Annotated in this window: 17 protein-coding genes; 16 read left to right on the top strand and 1 reads right to left on the bottom strand. The window is 69.6% G+C overall.

Annotated elements, in window-relative coordinates; translation table 11 throughout:
• Nucleotides 1–99: 99 nt before the first annotated feature.
• The 6 genes from arc to prcA all read left to right on the top strand — a co-directional run bounded on the left by arc (nt 100) and on the right by prcA (nt 6,335).
• Complete coding sequence (gene arc / locus IF20_RS24470; RefSeq protein WP_052867452.1) at nt 100–1,866, top strand: proteasome ATPase; 1,767 nt, start codon at nt 100–102, stop codon at nt 1,864–1,866.
• A 273-nt stretch (nt 1,867–2,139) separates the two neighbouring features.
• Nucleotides 2,140–3,651, top strand: coding sequence for a depupylase/deamidase Dop (dop, locus tag IF20_RS24465; protein ID WP_346096604.1), 1,512 nt, complete (start codon nt 2,140–2,142; stop codon nt 3,649–3,651).
• Between the two features lie 216 nt (nt 3,652–3,867).
• Entirely contained in the window at nt 3,868–4,086 is a 219-nt protein-coding gene (locus tag IF20_RS24460; RefSeq protein WP_030616454.1) for a ubiquitin-like protein Pup, read from the top strand.
• A gap of 350 nt (nt 4,087–4,436) precedes the next feature.
• A complete protein-coding gene (locus IF20_RS40740; protein WP_324605595.1) occupies nt 4,437–4,694 on the top strand; it encodes an endonuclease VII domain-containing protein in 258 nt (85 codons plus the stop codon).
• A complete protein-coding gene (gene prcB, locus IF20_RS24455; RefSeq protein WP_052867450.1) occupies nt 4,646–5,491 on the top strand; it encodes a proteasome subunit beta in 846 nt (281 codons plus the stop codon). The genes IF20_RS40740 and prcB overlap by 49 nt, the downstream gene beginning before the upstream one ends.
• 76 nt (nt 5,492–5,567) lie before the next feature.
• Nucleotides 5,568–6,335, top strand: coding sequence for a proteasome subunit alpha (gene prcA, locus IF20_RS24450; RefSeq protein ID WP_052867449.1), 768 nt, complete (start codon nt 5,568–5,570; stop codon nt 6,333–6,335).
• 85 nt (nt 6,336–6,420) lie between these two features.
• On the opposite strand, the gene IF20_RS24445 is transcribed toward prcA, so the two are convergent.
• Nucleotides 6,421–7,413, bottom strand: coding sequence for a LacI family DNA-binding transcriptional regulator (locus IF20_RS24445; protein ID WP_052867621.1), 993 nt, complete (start codon nt 7,411–7,413; stop codon nt 6,421–6,423).
• A 401-nt stretch (nt 7,414–7,814) separates the two neighbouring features.
• On the opposite strand from IF20_RS24445, the gene IF20_RS24440 reads away from it, so the two are divergent.
• The 10 genes from IF20_RS24440 to tatC all read left to right on the top strand — a co-directional run bounded on the left by IF20_RS24440 (nt 7,815) and on the right by tatC (nt 16,468).
• The gene (locus IF20_RS24440; RefSeq protein WP_052867448.1) at nt 7,815–9,095 is read left to right on the top strand and encodes an MFS transporter; all 1,281 of its coding nucleotides are present in this window, start codon (nt 7,815–7,817) and stop codon (nt 9,093–9,095) included.
• A gap of 9 nt (nt 9,096–9,104) precedes the next feature.
• Nucleotides 9,105–10,466, top strand: a complete 1,362-nt coding sequence (pafA, locus tag IF20_RS24435; protein ID WP_052867447.1) for a Pup--protein ligase — start codon at nt 9,105–9,107, stop codon at nt 10,464–10,466.
• Between the two features lie 161 nt (nt 10,467–10,627).
• Nucleotides 10,628–11,605 carry an FKBP-type peptidyl-prolyl cis-trans isomerase gene (locus IF20_RS24430; protein WP_052867446.1) on the top strand — a complete coding sequence of 326 codons (978 nt, stop codon included), beginning with the start codon at nt 10,628–10,630 and terminating at the stop codon, nt 11,603–11,605.
• A gap of 99 nt (nt 11,606–11,704) precedes the next feature.
• Nucleotides 11,705–12,079: an FKBP-type peptidyl-prolyl cis-trans isomerase gene (locus IF20_RS24425; protein ID WP_052867445.1), complete on the top strand. Its 375-nt coding sequence runs from the start codon at nt 11,705–11,707 to the stop codon at nt 12,077–12,079.
• A 216-nt stretch (nt 12,080–12,295) separates the two neighbouring features.
• Complete coding sequence (locus tag IF20_RS24420; protein WP_052867444.1) at nt 12,296–13,294, top strand: helix-turn-helix transcriptional regulator; 999 nt, start codon at nt 12,296–12,298, stop codon at nt 13,292–13,294.
• Between the two features lie 16 nt (nt 13,295–13,310).
• The gene (locus tag IF20_RS24415) at nt 13,311–14,261 is read left to right on the top strand and encodes a helix-turn-helix transcriptional regulator (protein ID WP_052867443.1); all 951 of its coding nucleotides are present in this window, start codon (nt 13,311–13,313) and stop codon (nt 14,259–14,261) included.
• Between the two features lie 55 nt (nt 14,262–14,316).
• The gene (locus tag IF20_RS24410) at nt 14,317–14,559 is read left to right on the top strand and encodes a hypothetical protein (protein ID WP_052867442.1); all 243 of its coding nucleotides are present in this window, start codon (nt 14,317–14,319) and stop codon (nt 14,557–14,559) included.
• A gap of 165 nt (nt 14,560–14,724) precedes the next feature.
• The gene (locus IF20_RS24405; protein ID WP_052867441.1) at nt 14,725–14,943 is read left to right on the top strand and encodes a hypothetical protein; all 219 of its coding nucleotides are present in this window, start codon (nt 14,725–14,727) and stop codon (nt 14,941–14,943) included.
• 197 nt (nt 14,944–15,140) lie between these two features.
• The gene (gene tatA, locus IF20_RS24400; protein WP_052867440.1) at nt 15,141–15,434 is read left to right on the top strand and encodes a Sec-independent protein translocase subunit TatA; all 294 of its coding nucleotides are present in this window, start codon (nt 15,141–15,143) and stop codon (nt 15,432–15,434) included.
• Nucleotides 15,435–15,496: 62 nt separating this feature from the next.
• Entirely contained in the window at nt 15,497–16,468 is a 972-nt protein-coding gene (gene tatC / locus IF20_RS24395; protein WP_052867439.1) for a twin-arginine translocase subunit TatC, read from the top strand.
• The last annotated feature ends 6 nt before the right edge of the window (nt 16,469–16,474 follow it).

Genomic DNA, 16,474 nt, shown 5'->3' with positions numbered 1-16,474 from the left:
GGACACACCCCGACAGTCTTTTCGATCTAGGGGTTTCAACCTGCACCGGCCCAGGTAGGGTCAGGAAGCGTCCAGCTCCCCTTGGAGGAGGTGAGGACCGTGGCAGCCCACGACGACGACATCAACCGCGGCATCCGGCCGGGGCGGGGGTCTGATGACCCTGCCGGCCAGGTTGCCTATCTCGAGCAGGAGATCGCCGTCCTGCGACGCAAGCTCGCCGACTCTCCGCGTCACACGAGGATTCTCGAAGAGCGGATCGTCGAGCTGCAGACAAACCTGGCTGGCGTATCGGCTCAGAACGAGCGACTCGCCAATACTCTCCGTGAGGCCCGCGACCAGATCGTCGCGCTCAAGGAGGAAGTCGACCGGCTCGCGCAGCCGCCGGCCGGCTTCGGTGTCTTCCTGCAGGCGAACGAGGACGGCACGGCCGACATTTTCACCGGAGGACGAAAGCTCCGGGTCAATGTCAGCCCGAGCGTCGAGCTCGAAGAGCTCAGGCGTGGCCAGGAGGTCATGCTCAACGAAGCGCTCAACGTGGTCGAGGCCATGGAGTTCGAGAGCGCCGGGGACATCGTCACCCTCAAGGAAATCCTGGAGGACGGCGAGCGCGCCCTGGTCATCGGGCACACCGACGAGGAGCGGGTGGTGCGGCTCGCCGAGCCACTGCTGGACATCACCATCCGCCCCGGCGACGCCCTGCTGCTCGAACCCCGCTCCGGCTACGTCTACGAAGTCATCCCCAAGAGCGAGGTCGAAGAGCTGGTCCTCGAAGAGGTACCGGACATCGACTACACCAAGATCGGCGGTCTGGGCGGCCAGATCGAGCTGATCCGGGACGCCGTCGAGCTCCCGTATCTCTACCCCGATCTGTTCAAGGAGCACGAACTGCGCCCGCCCAAGGGCGTCTTGCTCTACGGCCCGCCCGGCTGCGGCAAGACGCTCATCGCCAAGGCGGTCGCCAACTCCCTCGCCAAGAAGGTCGCCGAGGTGACCGGCAAGCCCGCGGGGAAGAGCTTCTTCCTCAACATCAAGGGCCCCGAGCTCCTCAACAAGTACGTCGGCGAGACCGAGCGGCACATCCGCCTGGTCTTCCAGCGGGCCAGGGAGAAGGCCAGCGAGGGCACGCCCGTCATCGTCTTCTTCGACGAGATGGACTCCCTCTTCCGCACCCGTGGCTCGGGCGTCAGCTCGGACGTGGAGAACACCATCGTCCCGCAGCTGCTCTCCGAGATCGACGGTGTGGAGGGCCTGGAAAATGTGATCGTCATCGGTGCCTCGAACCGCGAGGACATGATCGACCCGGCGATCCTGCGCCCCGGCCGTCTCGACGTGAAGATCAAGATCGAGCGTCCGGACGCCGAGGCCGCCAAGGACATCTTCTCGAAGTACCTCACGGACCGGCTGCCGCTGCACGCCGACGACCTCGCCGAGCACGGCGGATCGCCGAAGGCCGCGGTCAGCGCCATGATCCAGTCGGTCGTCGAGCAGATGTACGCGGAGTCCGAGGAGAACCGCTTCCTGGAGGTCACTTACGCCAACGGTGACAAGGAAGTCCTGTACTTCAAGGACTTCAACTCCGGCGCCATGATCGAAAACATCGTCGGACGCGCCAAGAAGATGGCCATCAAGGCCTTCCTCGAACAGAACCAGAAGGGCCTCCGGGTCGCCCACCTGCTCCAGGCGTGCGTGGACGAGTTCAAGGAGAACGAGGACCTCCCCAACACCACCAACCCCGACGACTGGGCCCGCATCTCCGGCAAGAAGGGCGAGCGGATCGTCTACATCCGCACCCTCGTCACCGGCAAGCAGGGCGCGGACACCGGCCGCTCCATCGACACGGTGGCGAACACCGGCCAGTACCTGTAACACCGCTCACCGGCTGCGGATGTCCCAGGCGGGGCGTCCGCAGCCGGACGCATTTCCAGGGGTGGGACGCGCCCTGGAGGGGACCCGGCGGAACAGGGAAAACCGGACTGGAGCAATGACTGTAATGATCTCCCCAGCGCCGTTCCGGCGTTCTAGGCTCTTCGGTACCGCCGCACCACCACGTGCGGAAGCGGGGACCGCATACGGACCGGAAGCGCAGCGGTACTTGAGCGCCGACCCCAGCCGGGGGCGCCGCCGGGCAAGGAGGGCCGCATGACCGTACGGCGAGTAATGGGCATCGAGACGGAGTACGGCATCTCCGTCCCCGGCCACCCCAACGCCAATGCCATGCTCACCTCGTCCCAAGTCGTCAACGCCTACGCGGCGGCGATGCACCGGGCGCGCCGCGCCCGCTGGGACTTCGAGGAGGAGAACCCGCTGCGGGACGCCCGCGGCTTCGACCTCGCGCGCGAGAACGCCGACGCCAGCCAGCTCACCGACGAGGACATCGGCCTGGCCAACGTCATCCTCACCAACGGTGCACGGCTCTACGTCGACCACGCGCACCCCGAATACAGCGCCCCCGAGGTCACCAACCCGCGCGACGCGGTCCTGTGGGACAAGGCCGGCGAGCGCATCATGGCCGAGGCCGCGGAGAAGGCCGCCCAGGTCCCCGGGGCCCAGCCGATCCACCTCTACAAGAACAACACCGACAACAAGGGCGCCTCCTACGGCACGCACGAGAACTACCTGATGAAGCGGGAGACCCCCTTCTCGGACATCGTGCGCCACCTCACGCCCTTCTTCGTCTCCCGCCAGGTCGTCACCGGCGCAGGCCGGGTCGGCATCGGCCAGGACGGCCACGAGCACGGCTTCCAGCTCAGCCAGCGCGCCGACTACTTCGAGGTGGAGGTGGGCCTGGAGACGACGCTCAAGCGGCCCATCATCAACACCCGCGACGAGCCGCACGCCGACGCCGAGAAGTACCGCCGCCTGCACGTGATCATCGGCGACGCGAACCTCTCCGAGATCTCCACGTACCTGAAACTGGGCACGACTGCGCTGGTCCTCTCCATGATCGAGGACGGCTTCATCAACGTCGACCTCGCCGTCGACCAGCCCGTACGCACCCTCCACCAGGTCTCGCACGACCCGTCGCTGCACCACCTGATCACGCTCCGCAGCGGCCGCACGCTCACCGCGGTACAGCTCCAGATGGAGTACTACGAGCTGGCCCGGAAGTACGTCGAGGAGCGGTTCGGCGCCGACGCGGACGAGCAGACCAAGGACGTCCTCAGCCGTTGGGAGGACGTGCTCGGCCGGCTGGAGAACGACCCGATGAGCCTGTCCGGCACGCTGGACTGGGTCGCGAAGCGGGAGCTCATGGAGGGCTACCGGCGCCGCGACAACCTCGACTGGGACGCGGCCCGGCTGCACCTGGTCGACCTCCAGTACGCCGACGTACGGCCCGACAAGGGCCTCTACAACCGGCTGGCGGCCCGCGGCAAGATGCAGCGGCTGCTGACCGAGGCGGACGTGGAGAAGGCGGAGATCAAGCCGCCGGAGGACACCAGGGCCTACTTCCGGGGCCGCTGCCTGGAGCAGTACGCGGACGACGTCGCGGCCGCCTCCTGGGACTCGGTGATCTTCGATCTGCCCGGCCGCGACTCCCTCCAGCGGGTCCCGACCCTGGAACCCCTTCGTGGCACCCGGAACCACGTCAAGGAGCTCCTGGACCGCTGCCGCACGGCGGAGGACCTGGTGCGGGTGCTGAGCGGCGGCTGAGGCGGTAAAACCGCGTACGGGCCGCTCACGGCCTGATGAGAGGCCCGATCGTGACCGATCCGGTCCCCGCCGGGCGGCTGAAAAGTCCGCCCGGCGGGAATCATCGAAGTGGGTCCCGGACGTTGAGGGAAAGTGCAGGGCCGATGTCGGACCCAGCTTGTAGGGTCTGATCTTGACAGTCACATCGAGCGGGGCGAACCGAGCGGGGTGAGGGATATGGCGACCAAGGACACCGGCGGCGGGCAGCAGAAGGCTTCGCGCACCACCGAAGAGGTCGAGGAGCAGACTCAGGACGCGGAAGCGTCCGAGGACCTCAAGGAGCGCCAGGAAAAGCTGTCGGACGACGTGGACTCCGTGCTGGACGAGATCGACGACGTACTTGAGGAAAATGCCGAGGACTTCGTGCGCTCATTTGTGCAAAAAGGTGGCGAATGAGCGGAATGTCCGAATCTGCCGATAAGCAGTGCACTGGGTGCAAGCAGCGCTTAGCGCTTGACCGGTTTGCTGCGGACAAGAATCGGCGGGACGGGCTCCAGGTGCGGTGCCGGCAGTGCGTAGCCGAATACGGGGCGGCGCACTACCGGCGTCGCCGGGAGGCTCTCGGCAAGACGGTACGCGAGAAGGTGGAGCTCCCAGCGGGTCACAAGCAGTGCCGCACGTGCGGAGAGGTCAAGCCGCACAGTGAGTGGCATCGGAACAGCTCCGCCTCCGACGGTCTGTCGACGCGCTGCAAAGCGTGCCGTGCCGTGCAAGGCCGAGCGGATCACCTCAAGCGCCAATACGGCATGACCGAAGCCGAGCGCGACGCGCTCATCAAGGAGCAGTTCGGCATCTGCCCCATCTGTCTCGTGCCTGTGCCCGTGCATGTGGATCACGATCACAAGACGGGTAAAGTCCGGGGCGTACTGTGCTTCAACTGCAATTCGGGACTGGGCAAGTTCCAAGATGACCCCGACGTGCTGCGTCGGGCCATCGCATATCTGGAAGGGAACCCGTGGAAGCCAATACTCGAAGCACCGGGCGTCTACCGTCTGCCTTCCTGACGCCTGGGTCCTCCTCGTTCATGGACTTTCTCAGTGAGCACTCGCCGGAGCTGCTGCCGGGGAACCGGCCGCTGCCGCCCGTGCAGGGGGCGATCGAGGCGCCGCACGGCACGACGATCGTCGCGGCGACGTTCCCCGGGGGCGTCGTGCTGGCCGGTGACCGCCGCGCGACGATGGGCAACGTCATCGCGCAGCGGGACATCGAGAAGGTCTTCCCGGCGGACGAGTACAGCGCGGTCGGCATCGCCGGCACCGCGGGACTGGCCGTCGAGATGGTCAAGCTCTTCCAGCTGGAGCTGGAGCACTACGAGAAGGTCGAGGGCGCGCAGCTGTCCCTGGAGGGCAAGGCGAACCGCCTGTCGACGATGATCCGCAGCAATCTGGGCATGGCCATGCAGGGTCTGGCCGTGGTGCCGCTGTTCGCGGGGTACGACATCGATCGTGAGAAGGGCCGTATCTTCTCGTACGACGTGACCGGCGGGCGTTCGGAGGAGCGGAACTACGCGGCGACGGGCTCCGGCTCGGTGTTCGCGCGCAGTGCTCTGAAGAAGCTGTTCCGGGACGACTTCTCGGAGAATGACGCGGCGACCGCGGTCGTGCAGGCGCTGTACGACGCCGCGGACGACGACTCGGCCACCGGTGGTCCGGACATGGGCCGGCGGATCTATCCCATCGTCACGGTGATCAATGACGAGGGCTTCAAGAAGCTCACCGAGGACGAGGTCTCCGAGGTGGTCCGTGCCGTTCACGAGCGGCGCATGGAGCAGCCCGACGGCCCGCGGGCCGGGCTTCTCTGACGTGACGACAGCGGATGACGGATCCGGAGGGGCTTTCGCCGTGAGAGAGCCATTGACAGAAAGGGACGGATAGCCGGTGTCGACGCCGTTCTATGTCTCACCCCAGCAGGCCATGGCGGACCGCGCCGAGTACGCCCGCAAGGGCATCGCGCGTGGGCGCAGTGTTGTCGTCCTGCAGTATGCCGACGGCGTCGTTTTCGTCGCCGAGAATCCTTCCCGTGCACTGCACAAAGTCAGTGAGATCTATGACCGGATCGCCTTTGCGGCGGTCGGTAAATACAACGAGTTCGAGAACCTTCGTATCGGTGGTGTGCGCTACGCCGATCTGCGGGGGTACACCTACGACCGTGAGGACGTGACCGCGCGCGGGCTGGCCAACACCTATGCCCAGACGCTCGGTGCGATCTTCTCCAGTGCGGGCGAGAAGCCGTACGAGGTGGAGTTGCTGGTCGCCGAGGTGGGGGCGACCCCGGAGGACGACCAGATCTACCGGTTGCCGCATGACGGTTCGATCGTGGACGAGCACGGTTCGGTCGCGGTCGGTGGCAATGCCGATCAGATCAGCAGTTACCTCGATCAGCACCACCGGGACGGCATGACGCTGGGCGAGGCGCTGAAGCTCGCCGTGGAGTCGCTGTCGCGGGACAACAACGGTGGTGAGCGCACGCTGACCGCCGAGCAGCTGGAGGTCGCGGTCCTGGACCGTAAGCGGCCGCAGCAGCGGAAGTTCAAGCGGGTGCTGGGCCGTCAGCTGGCCCGGTTGCTGGAGTCGGACGGTGCGGCGGCGACGTCGGCCGGCGAGTCCGAGGGCGAGTCCGAGGAGGGCTCCGAGTCCGAGGAGTGAGTTCCGAGTCCGAGGAGTGAGCTCCGGCTCCGGTACGTTCCGCGTCGCCCCGGTGGGTCACCGCCCGCCGGGGCGACGCGGCGTTTCAGGGGCGTGGCTCCGCCGGGGGCGGGGCGGTGGAGCCGCGGGTGACCAGTTCGACGGGGAGGGTGGTGGGCGCGGCGGGTGGCCGGCCGGCCAGGACGTCGATGAGGGCGCGCATGCCGGCGGCGCCGAATTCCTCGGCGGGCAGTCGTACGGTCGTCAGCTCGGGTTCGACGGCGGTGGCGAGGGCGAGGTCGTCGAAGCCGGTGACGGAGACGTCTTCGGGGACGCGCAGGCCGAGGCGGCGGGCGGCTTTGCAGGCGCCGGCGGCGAGGAGGTCGTCGTCGCAGACGAGTGCGGTGGGGCGGGGGCCGGGGGCGGTCAGTGCGGCGTGCGCTGCGTGCAGTCCGGCGTCGACGCTGAGCGGTGCGGCCTGTACCGCCAGGGTGGCGCCGGATACGGCGGCCACGGTGTCGGCGAGCGCGCGGGCGCGGAGGTGGAAGGTCCAGGAGTCGACGGCGGCGGCGAGGTGGGTGAGCCGGCGGTGGCCGAGGTCGAGCAGGTGGTGGGCGGCGAGGCGGGCGCCGTGGGCGATGTCGAGGTTGACGGTGGCGGCGGCCGGGGTGCTGTGGGGGTCGCTGTCCAGCATGACCAGGGGGAGGCCCTCGCCGTAGAGGGCGGTCAGCGCGTCGGCGGCCATGGAGGAGGCGATGACGCCGTCGAGGGTGGCGCGGGCCGAGTCGAAGGGGTCGCGGGCCGGGCCGATTCCCTCGGGGGAGGGGTAGAGCACGAGGCCGAAGCCGGTGTCGGCGGCGATGCGGGCGGCGCCGGTGTAGACGCGGGCGAAGAATTCGGTGGTGAGCGCGGGGACGACGAGCAGTGCTGTGCGGGTGCGGCCGAGGCGGAGGCTGCGGGCCGCGAGGTTGGGGCGGTAGCCGAGTTCGCGTGCTGCGGTGCGGACGGCGTCGGCCTTGGCCGTGGAGACCCGGCCGCGCCATTTGTCGCCGAGGACGAGGGAGACGGCGGCCTGCGAGACGCCGGCGGCCCGCGCCACGTCCTTGCTGGTGACGCGGGGTGCGTCGGCCGCCGCCTGGTGGGTGGCGCGGTCGGTGCCGGCCGGCGCGTGCGTTCCGGTGCCGGGCGTCGCCGTGCCGCGCGTCGCCGTGTCCGGCGTTCCGGTGTCGTCTGCCGCCGCCCCCTGTTCGGTCACTGGTGTGGCTGCCCTTCGTGCGGCGGTGCTGTTGTGGTGTGCGCGGTGGATCCGCGTGCTGTTGTGGTGTGCGCGGTGGTCCCGCGTGCTGTTGTGGTGTGCGCGGTGGTCCTGTGTGCTGTTGTCGTGTGCGCGGTGGACCCGCGGTCAGCTGCCATGGTACGTATGGCGGGTCACGTTATACGTAACACTGAAACGTCCACCGGACGGCTCCCGGCCCGGACGGCCGGCGGAGAGGGGCGGGTATGGCCGCGGGATACGCGGAGCTGCTCAGGACGCGCCACGCGGCGCGGCTGCTGGTCGGCACGTTGGTCGGACGGCTGCCGAACGCCACGGCGGCGCTGGCGGTGGTGCTCTTCACCCGGGCCGAGGGCGGCAGTTACGCCCTGGCGGGGGCGCTGTCGGCCGTGTACGGCCTCTGTACGGCCGTAGGACAGCCGCTGCTGGGCCGCGCGGTGGACCTGTGGGGCCAGCCGCGGGTCATGCTGCCCTCGGCCGTCCTGTCGGCGCTGGGCATGGTTCTGCTGGCCGCCGTCGGCATCGAGCCGCTGTGGACGGCGTACGCGGCGATGGTGGTCGCCGGCCTCTTCACGCCGCCGCTGGAGGGCGGACTGCGGGCGCTGTGGCCCGGGGTGCTGAAGCGGCCGGAGCGGGTGCACGCGGCGTACGCGCTGGACGCGGTGGCGCAGGAGGTCATGTTCGCGGTCGGCCCGCTGTTGGTGACGCTGAGCGTCGCGGCCTGGTCCGAACGGGTCGCGCTGCTGGTCATCAACGTACTCGGGGTGGTGGGCGCGCTGTCGGTGGTGGTCTCGCCGCCGTCCCGCGAGTGGCGCAGCGCGCCGCGTGAGGCGCACTGGCTGGGGGCGCTGCGCTCGTCCGGGATGCTCGTCCTCATCGGGTCGTTCTTCTTCGTGGGCCTGGCGCTGGGGTCGATCGCGGTGGCGGCGGTGGCGTACGCCGACACGCACGGCGGCGGGATGGTCTCCAGCTATCTGCTGTCGGCGCTGGGTGCGGGGGCGCTGGTCGGCGGTGTGGTGTACGGGGCGCGGGAGTGGCCGGGGGAGCCGGAGCGCCGGCTGCGGGTGCTGATCGGGCTGCTGGCGCTGGGCTATCTGCCGTTGTCGCTGGTGCCGGGGGTGGTCGGGATGACCGCGCTGACGGGGCTCGCGGGGGTGTTCCTGGCGCCGGCGTTGGCGTGCGCGTTCATCGTGGTGGACCGGCACGCGCCGCGGGGCACGGTGACGGAGGCGTTCTCGTGGCTGGTCACGACGTTCGGCGTGGGGGCCGCGGTGGGTACGTCCGTAGTGGGCCCGGCGGTGGAGCTGGGCGGCGCGGCGGCGGGTTTCGCGGTCGCGGGCGGCGGTGGTGTGGCCGCGCTGGCGGTGATGGTGGCCGCGCGGCGTTTTCTGCTGCCGTCCGGGATCCGTACGGGTGAGGGCGGCGGGGCGCCGGTTGCCGGCGGCCCGGCGGAAAATGATCGGAACGGTGCCGCCGAACCCGGTTTCAGAGCTGGCCATCAGGCGTAATGTTCAGTCATGGACCGCCGCATTTTCGGGCTGGAGAACGAGTACGGCGTCACGTGTACGTTCAGGGGACAGCGCCGCCTGTCTCCCGACGAAGTGGCGCGGTACCTCTTCCGCCGTGTCGTGTCATGGGGCCGCAGCAGCAATGTCTTCCTGCGGAACGGTGCCCGCCTGTACTTGGACGTGGGATCGCACCCGGAATACGCAACTCCCGAGTGCGACAACGTGACCGAACTGGTCACGCATGACAAGGCCGGCGAGCGCATTCTCGAAGGCCTGCTCGTCGACGCCGAACGCCGCCTGCACGAGGAGGGAATCGCCGGAGACGTCTATCTCTTCAAGAACAACACCGATTCGGCGGGAAACTCCTACGGCTGTCACGAGAACTACCTCGTGGCCCGGCACGGGGAGTTCTCCAGGCTCGCGGACATCCTCATTCCGTTCCTGGTGACCCGTCAGCTGCTGTGCGGTGCCGGAAAGGTGCTGCAGACGCCGCGCGGCGCGGTGTACTGCGTCAGCCAGCGTGCCGAACACATCTGGGAAGGGGTCTCGTCCGCGACGACCCGGTCCCGGCCGATCATCAACACCCGCGACGAGCCGCACGCGGACGCCGAGCGCTACCGCCGCCTGCACGTCATCGTGGGTGACTCCAACATGTCCGAGACGACCATGCTGCTGAAGGTCGGCGCCACCGACCTCGTGCTGCGCATGATCGAGGCGGGCACGGTGATGCGGGACCTGACGCTGGAGAACCCGATCCGGGCGATCCGCGAGGTCAGTCACGACATCACCGGTCAGCGCAAGGTGCGGCTGGCCAGCGGCCGGGAGGCCTCGGCGCTGGAAGTCCAGCAGGAGTACTACGAGAAGGCGGTGGACTTCTGCGACCGCCGCGGCATCCGTACGGGCACGGTGGAGCGGGTCCTGGAGCTGTGGGGCCGCACGCTGGAGGCGATCCGGGACGAGCAGCTGGACCGGGTCGCGACCGAGATCGACTGGGTGATGAAGTACCAGCTGATCGACCGTTACCGCGCCAAGAACAACATCACGATGTCGCACCCGAGGGTCGCGCAGATAGACCTCGCGTACCACGACATCCACCGCCGCCGCGGGCTGTACTACCTCCTGGAGAAAAAGGGCCAGGCGGCGCGGGTGTGCAACGATCTGAAGATCTTCGAGGGCAAGTCCGTGCCGCCGCAGACGACGCGGGCCAGGCTGCGCGGCGATTTCATTCGCCGGGCACAGGAACAGCGCAGGGACTTCACGGTCGACTGGGTGCATCTCAAGCTCAATGACCAGGCGCAGCGTACGGTGCTGTGCAAGGATCCGTTCCGGTCGGTGGACGACCGGGTGGAGAAGCTCATCGCGGGAATGTGACCGGTTCCCCGCGCCACGGCGGTGTGTCAACGGCCTTTGCGCCGGTGCACACCGCCGTGTTGTCTCTGGAAAAGCGGTGGTGTTCGGCTCGTGGCGGGGCGGGGTTCAGGTCGTAGAGTGGCGGGCATTGCCCACCCACCCCTCTAGCCCGAGTTGGACTGATGAAGCTCACGAAGAACACCCGCCGTGCCGCGGCCGCGGCGATCGCCGTGCCCGTCCTGTTGTTCACCGCCGCGTGCGGGTCCGACGACGACTCCGCCGCGAGCGTCGCTTCGGTGGAGGGCAAGGCCGGCGAGCAGCCCAAGATCAAGGTCGACAAGGAGGCCAAGGCGCCGGACAAGGCGGTCGTGAAGACCCTCCACAAGGGGACGGGCGCGACCGTCGCCAAGGGTGACTTCGTCCGGCTGGACTTCGTCGGGCAGACGACGAAGGGCCAGGCGCTGGGCAGCAGCTGGACGAAGCAGCCGGGTGCGAAGGCGGACGCGCCGCGCTCGCAGTCCGTGAGCGAGGCCGGCCAGCCCACTCAGCAGCTGCCGGTGCCGCGGGTGGCGCAAGAGGTGCTGGGGAAGAAGGTCGGCACCCGCTTCGAGATCGAGGGCACTGCCAAGGCGCTGGTCGGGGACCAGCTGAAGCCCAACGGCGGGATCAAGCCGGAGGACGGACTGGTCTGGGTCGTCGACGTGACGGCCGCGAAGAAGGCGGACAAGCAGGCGACGGCCAAGGGCGAGCAGGCGGCGCCGGAGGCCGGTATGCCCGAGGTGAAGGCCGAGGGGAAGAAGGCCGCCACGATCACCGTCCCGAAGGGGCAGAAGCCGCCGAAGGAGACGAAGGAGCAGGTCCTCATCAAGGGCGACGGCCCGAAGGTCGAGGCCGGCAAGGGCCTGATCGCGCAGTACACCGGCGTGAAGTGGGAGGACGGCAAGAAGTTCGACTCCTCCTGGGACCACGGTGGCGCGACGGCCTTCCAGATCGGTACGAACGGTGTCATCCCCGGCTGGGACAAGACGCTGGTCGGCAAGCACGTCGGCGACCGTGTCCTGATCGTCGCCCCGCCGAAGGACGCCTACGGTGCCAACCCGCAGTCCGGGCTGTCGAAGAACACCCTGGTCTTCGCGGTGGACATCCTCGGCACGTTCTGAGGCCGTCGGGGCGAACGGCAGCCTGCCGCGGTGATCGTTCCGCCGTGATCTGCGAGACTGTTCCGCGTTGTAGAACGATTCGTTCGTAGGAGCACATACGTGAGCATCGACAAGCCCGAGATCGACTTCCCGGAGGGTCCCGTACCCACCGATCTGGAGATCGTGGACCTGTGGGAGGGTGACGGGCCGGTCGCCAAGGCGGGGGACACCGTCTCCGTCCACTACGTCGGCGTCTCCTTCAGCACCGGTGAGGAGTTCGACGCGAGCTGGAACCGCGGCAAGCCGCTGCAGTTCCAGCTGGGCGCCGGCCAGGTCATCGCGGGCTGGGACCAGGGCGTGCAGGGCATGAAGGTCGGCGGTCGCCGCCGGCTGACCATCCCCGCGCACCTCGCGTACGGCGACCGTGGCGCCGGTGGCGGCCGCATCGCCCCGGGCGAGACGCTGATCTTCGTCTGCGACCTGGTCTCGGTCTGAGACGCGACGCCGGAGCCGGCTGAGCCCGGTCCGGCGTTGATCTTCGGCCACGCGGACACCGTGTCCGGCCGCCGGTCACGTCCTTTCGCGGCGCCGGCCCGGCGCGTGGCGCGAGCAGTGAGGGCCCATGCCCCCTCGGGGGTATGGGCCCTCGGCTTTTGAAGCGGCTCGCGGTAGCGGTACGGTCATCGGTCGAGAGCTAGAGAAAGGGCGTCGATGGCCATTGCCAAGGCCGAGCGGCTGATGAACCTGGCGCTGTGCCTGCTGGGGACCCGGCGCCCGCTCACCAAGCGGGAGTTGCGCGGATCCATCGAGGCGTACGTCGAGGCGTTCGGCCCGGGGGACACCGTGGCGGGCGCGGGCGACGAAGCGTTCAACCGCATGTTCGAGCGGGACAAGGACGACCTGCGTGAGCTCGGCATGGTCATCGAGACCGTCGAGGGTCTGGACGGCGACACCGGCTACCTCGCCCGCCGGGACTCCAACCGCCTCCCGCCGATCACGCTGGACGCCGAGGAGGCCGCGGCCCTGGGCCTGGCCGCGAAGATCTGGCAGCAGGCCCGGCTGGCCGGCGCGGCCAGCGGCGCGCTCCAGAAGCTGCGCGCGGCCGGCATGCCGCTGGCGTCGGAGGACGAGGGCCCGTACGACCCGGCGCAGCCGCACAGCGCCCTGGAGCCCCGCATCCCCGCCCACGAGGCGGCCTTCGAACCACTGATGCTGGCCTGCCGGGACCGCCGGCCGGTCGTCTTCGACTACCGCAAGGGCAACGCGGCGCGGCCCGAGCAGCGCCAGGTGGAACCCTGGATCCTGGAGTGCTGGCGCGGCCACTGGTACCTGGCCGGCTGGGACCGCGACCGCAAGGCCGAACGGGTCTTCCGGCTCTCCCGCATCACCGGCAAGGTCCGCTCGCGCGCCGGAAAGTTCACCGCCGAGGTGCCCGACCACGTGACCGTACGGGAGACGGTGGAGAGCTGGGCGGGCGAGACCGCCACCGGCACCGCCCGTATCAAGCTGCGCGCCGATCACGGCTACCCGCTGCGCGCCCGCGCGCTGTCCGTGCGCGCGGCGGGCGAGGGCTGGGACGAACTGGAGATCCCGTACGGGCACGGGCTGGACGCCTGGCTGGTGGAGCTCGGCCCGGACGTGGTCGTGCTGGAACCGGCCGAGCTGCGGGCCGACGTCGTGGACCGGCTGCGCGCCGTGGCCAAGGGCTGAGGGGAACGACCACATCATGGCGACGAACGCCATCGACCAGACCCGCCGGATGCTGTCCCTGGTGACGTACCTGCGCGAGCGCCCCGGCGCCCACGTCAGCGACGTCGCCCGGGCCTTCGGCATCAGCGAGGACGAGCTGATCGCCGACCTGGACGTGCTGCCCATGTGCGGTACGAGCTTCCGCGGCGGCGACCTGCTGGACATCGACACCGACGGCGACCGCATCTGGTGGCACAACCCGGACGACGTGGCCGAGCCGCTGCGGCTGGCCGCCGACGAGGCGACCGCGCTGCTGGTGGCGGCGCGCGCCGTGGCCACCCTGCCCGGCCTGCGCGAGGGCGACCGGCAGGCGCTGCTGCGGGCCACGGCCAAGCTGGAGGCCGCGGCCGGCGAGGCGGCCGGCGCGAGCTCCCGCCTCGCCGTCACCTTCGAGTCCGAGGGCGGCGTCTTCGCCGACGTGGACCGGGCCATCGCCGAACGCCGCCGGCTGTGGCTGCGCTACTACTCACCGGCCCGCGACGAGCTCACCGAGCGCGAGGTCGACCCCATCCGCCTCTTCACCATCGGCCACACCTACGTCGAGGCCTGGTGCCGGCTCTCCGAGGCGCGCCGCACCTTCCGGCTGGACCGGGTCGCCGAGATCAAGCTGCTCGACGCGCCCTCCGACCCGCCGCCGATCGAGCTGCGGGACCTGTCCGAGGGCCTGGTCCAGCCGGCCGCGGAGGACCCGGAGGTCGTGATCGAGGTGGGGCCCGGCGGCCGCTGGGTCGCCGAGTACTACCCACACGACACCGCCGAGGAGCTGCCCGAGGGCGGCCTGCGCATCACCCTCCGTACGCCGGACCCCGCGTCGCTGCGGCGGCTCGCGCTGCGGCTGGGCCGGGACGGGCGGATCGTCGCTCCGCAGGAGCTGGCGGACAGCGCGCGGGACGCGGCGGCCCGGGCGCTCGCCGCGTACGGCGGCTGAGCGGCGGCCCGGAGCGCAGGACAGTCGAGGAAACAGCAGGGGAGCTGTGAGTGCGATGACGACGGTGCCGACGCCGGCCGCGCCTGTGGTCTTCAAGGCCGCCTGCCCGGACTGCCGCGGCCGCTTCGAGCTGGCCTCGGACGCGCTGCGGCTCGCGATAGGCGGCAGCCGCCGTACCACCTTCTACTCCTTCACCTGCCCCGACTGCGGCTCCGCCGTCCGCAAGCCGGCCGGCGAACGCATCGTGGAACTCCTGACGGGCGGCGGCGTACGGACGCTGCGGCTGCATACGGGGTGACCGCGTCTGCCTACGGGGTGACGACGGCTGCCTTCGGGGTGACGGCGGCGACGGGGCTGCAGGACCGGCGGCCGCACGCGGTTCCGGCGCGCTTCCCCTGGGTAACCCCCCGGTGGGGGAGCGGGCTCGTTCGATTCGCCCCGTAGGCGCCGGTAGGCTCGCCCCATGCTCTGGCCCATGATCGCCATCGCCCTCGGCTTCCTCGGCCTCGCCGTCCTCGGTGTCCTGGCCGTCCGCGTCTTCGTCGAGGTACGCCGACTCGCCCGGCAGGTGGACCACACCTCGCGCCGGATCCAGCAGGCCGCCCAGGATCTGGAGCGGGCCGCCGCGCCGCTCACCGGCGACGCGGGGGCGATGGCCGGAACCCGACGGGAGAGCGTCTGAAAAACGTCCGCCCCTGGGCGGTACGCTGCAAGATGCGGGTCGACGAGCGAGGCGCGGCTCGCAATCGGGAGTATGCACGGGGATTGCCGCCGGTTAACCCCCGCGCGTTACGATCGCTGGCAGCACGGCGAAACGGACGCTTGTCCGACCAGTCGGGCAGCCCCACCCCAGCCGCCTCGGTGAGAAGGTAACCACTTATGTTCACTGGCAAGATCGGCGCTCCCGAGATCATCCTCATCCTCGTCGTCGTCATCCTTCTGTTCGGTGCCAAGAAGCTCCCCGAGATGGCCCGCTCCCTCGGCAAGTCGGCGCGCATCCTCAAGAGCGAGGCGAAGGCGATGAAGTCCGAGGGCTCACAGTCGCAGTCCGCGCCGTCCGACCCGCCGAACGACGCGCAGGGGGAGACGCCGAGGACGATCCAGGCCTCGCCCGGCGACGTGAACAGCTCCCGCCCGGTCGCCGAGCCGACCGACAGCACCACCAAGCGCTGATCCAGGGCCGACTGGGGCGGCGGACCGGTACCGCTGCCCGCCGCACGAGATGAGGACGTGGGTTGCTCAAGTCTGCCCCCACCAAAGAAAAGAAGAACAAGGACCCCGAGGGGCGGATGCCTCTCGCGGAACACCTGCGTGAGCTCCGCAACCGGCTCGCGAAGGCCGTGCTGGCGATTGTCGTGGCGAGCGTCATCGCGGCGTTCTTCTACCAGGACATCATCAACGTCATCACCAAGCCGGTGCTGCAGACGGTGGGGTGCGACCTGTCCTTCGCCGAGCTGGCGAAGAAGCAGGGCGGTGAGACCTGCGCCCGCATCGTGATGATGGACCTGCTCGGACCCTTCACGTTCGCGCTGAAGGTGTCCCTGATGGCGGGCATGATCCTCTCCTCGCCGGTCTGGCTCTACCAACTCTGGGCGTTCCTCGCGCCGGGGCTGCACCGCAGCGAGAAGAAGTACGCGCTGACGTTCGTCGGCGCCGGCTTCCCGCTCTTCCTGGCCGGTGGCTACTTCGCGTACCACGTCCTGCCGACCACGGCCAAGGTGCTCATCGAGTTCACCCCGCCGGGCGTCGACAACCTCGTGACGCTGGAGAAGCTGCTCGACCTCGTGACGCGGATGATCGTGGTCTTCGGCCTCTCCTTCGAGCTGCCGCTGCTCCTCGTCCTGCTCAACCTGGGCGGTGTGCTCACCGGCAAGCGGATGCTCGGCTGGTGGCGCGGCATGATCATGGGCATCACGGTCTTCGCCGCGGTCGCCACGCCCAGCGTCGACCCGGTGTCGATGATCCTGCTGGCGGCCCCCATCGCCGTCCTGTACTTCGCCGCCGTGGGCATCTCGCTCGCCAACGACCGCCGCAGGGCGCGCCTGGCCGGCACCGGACCGGACGACGACGAGGCCTCCGAGCTCGACCTGACCCCCGACGACATCGGGAGCATCGAGCCCGTCGAGGCGCCGCGCGCCCTCCCGACCCAGTCCGCGAACGGCCACGAGCTGGAGCGCCGCCGCGACGACATGGACGACATCACGTAACGCGTC

It is taken from the genome of Streptomyces niger, assembly GCF_000718305.1.
Lineage (GTDB): Bacteria > Actinomycetota > Actinomycetes > Streptomycetales > Streptomycetaceae > Streptomyces > Streptomyces niger.
This window is presented reverse-complemented; position numbering and strand designations above follow the sequence as displayed.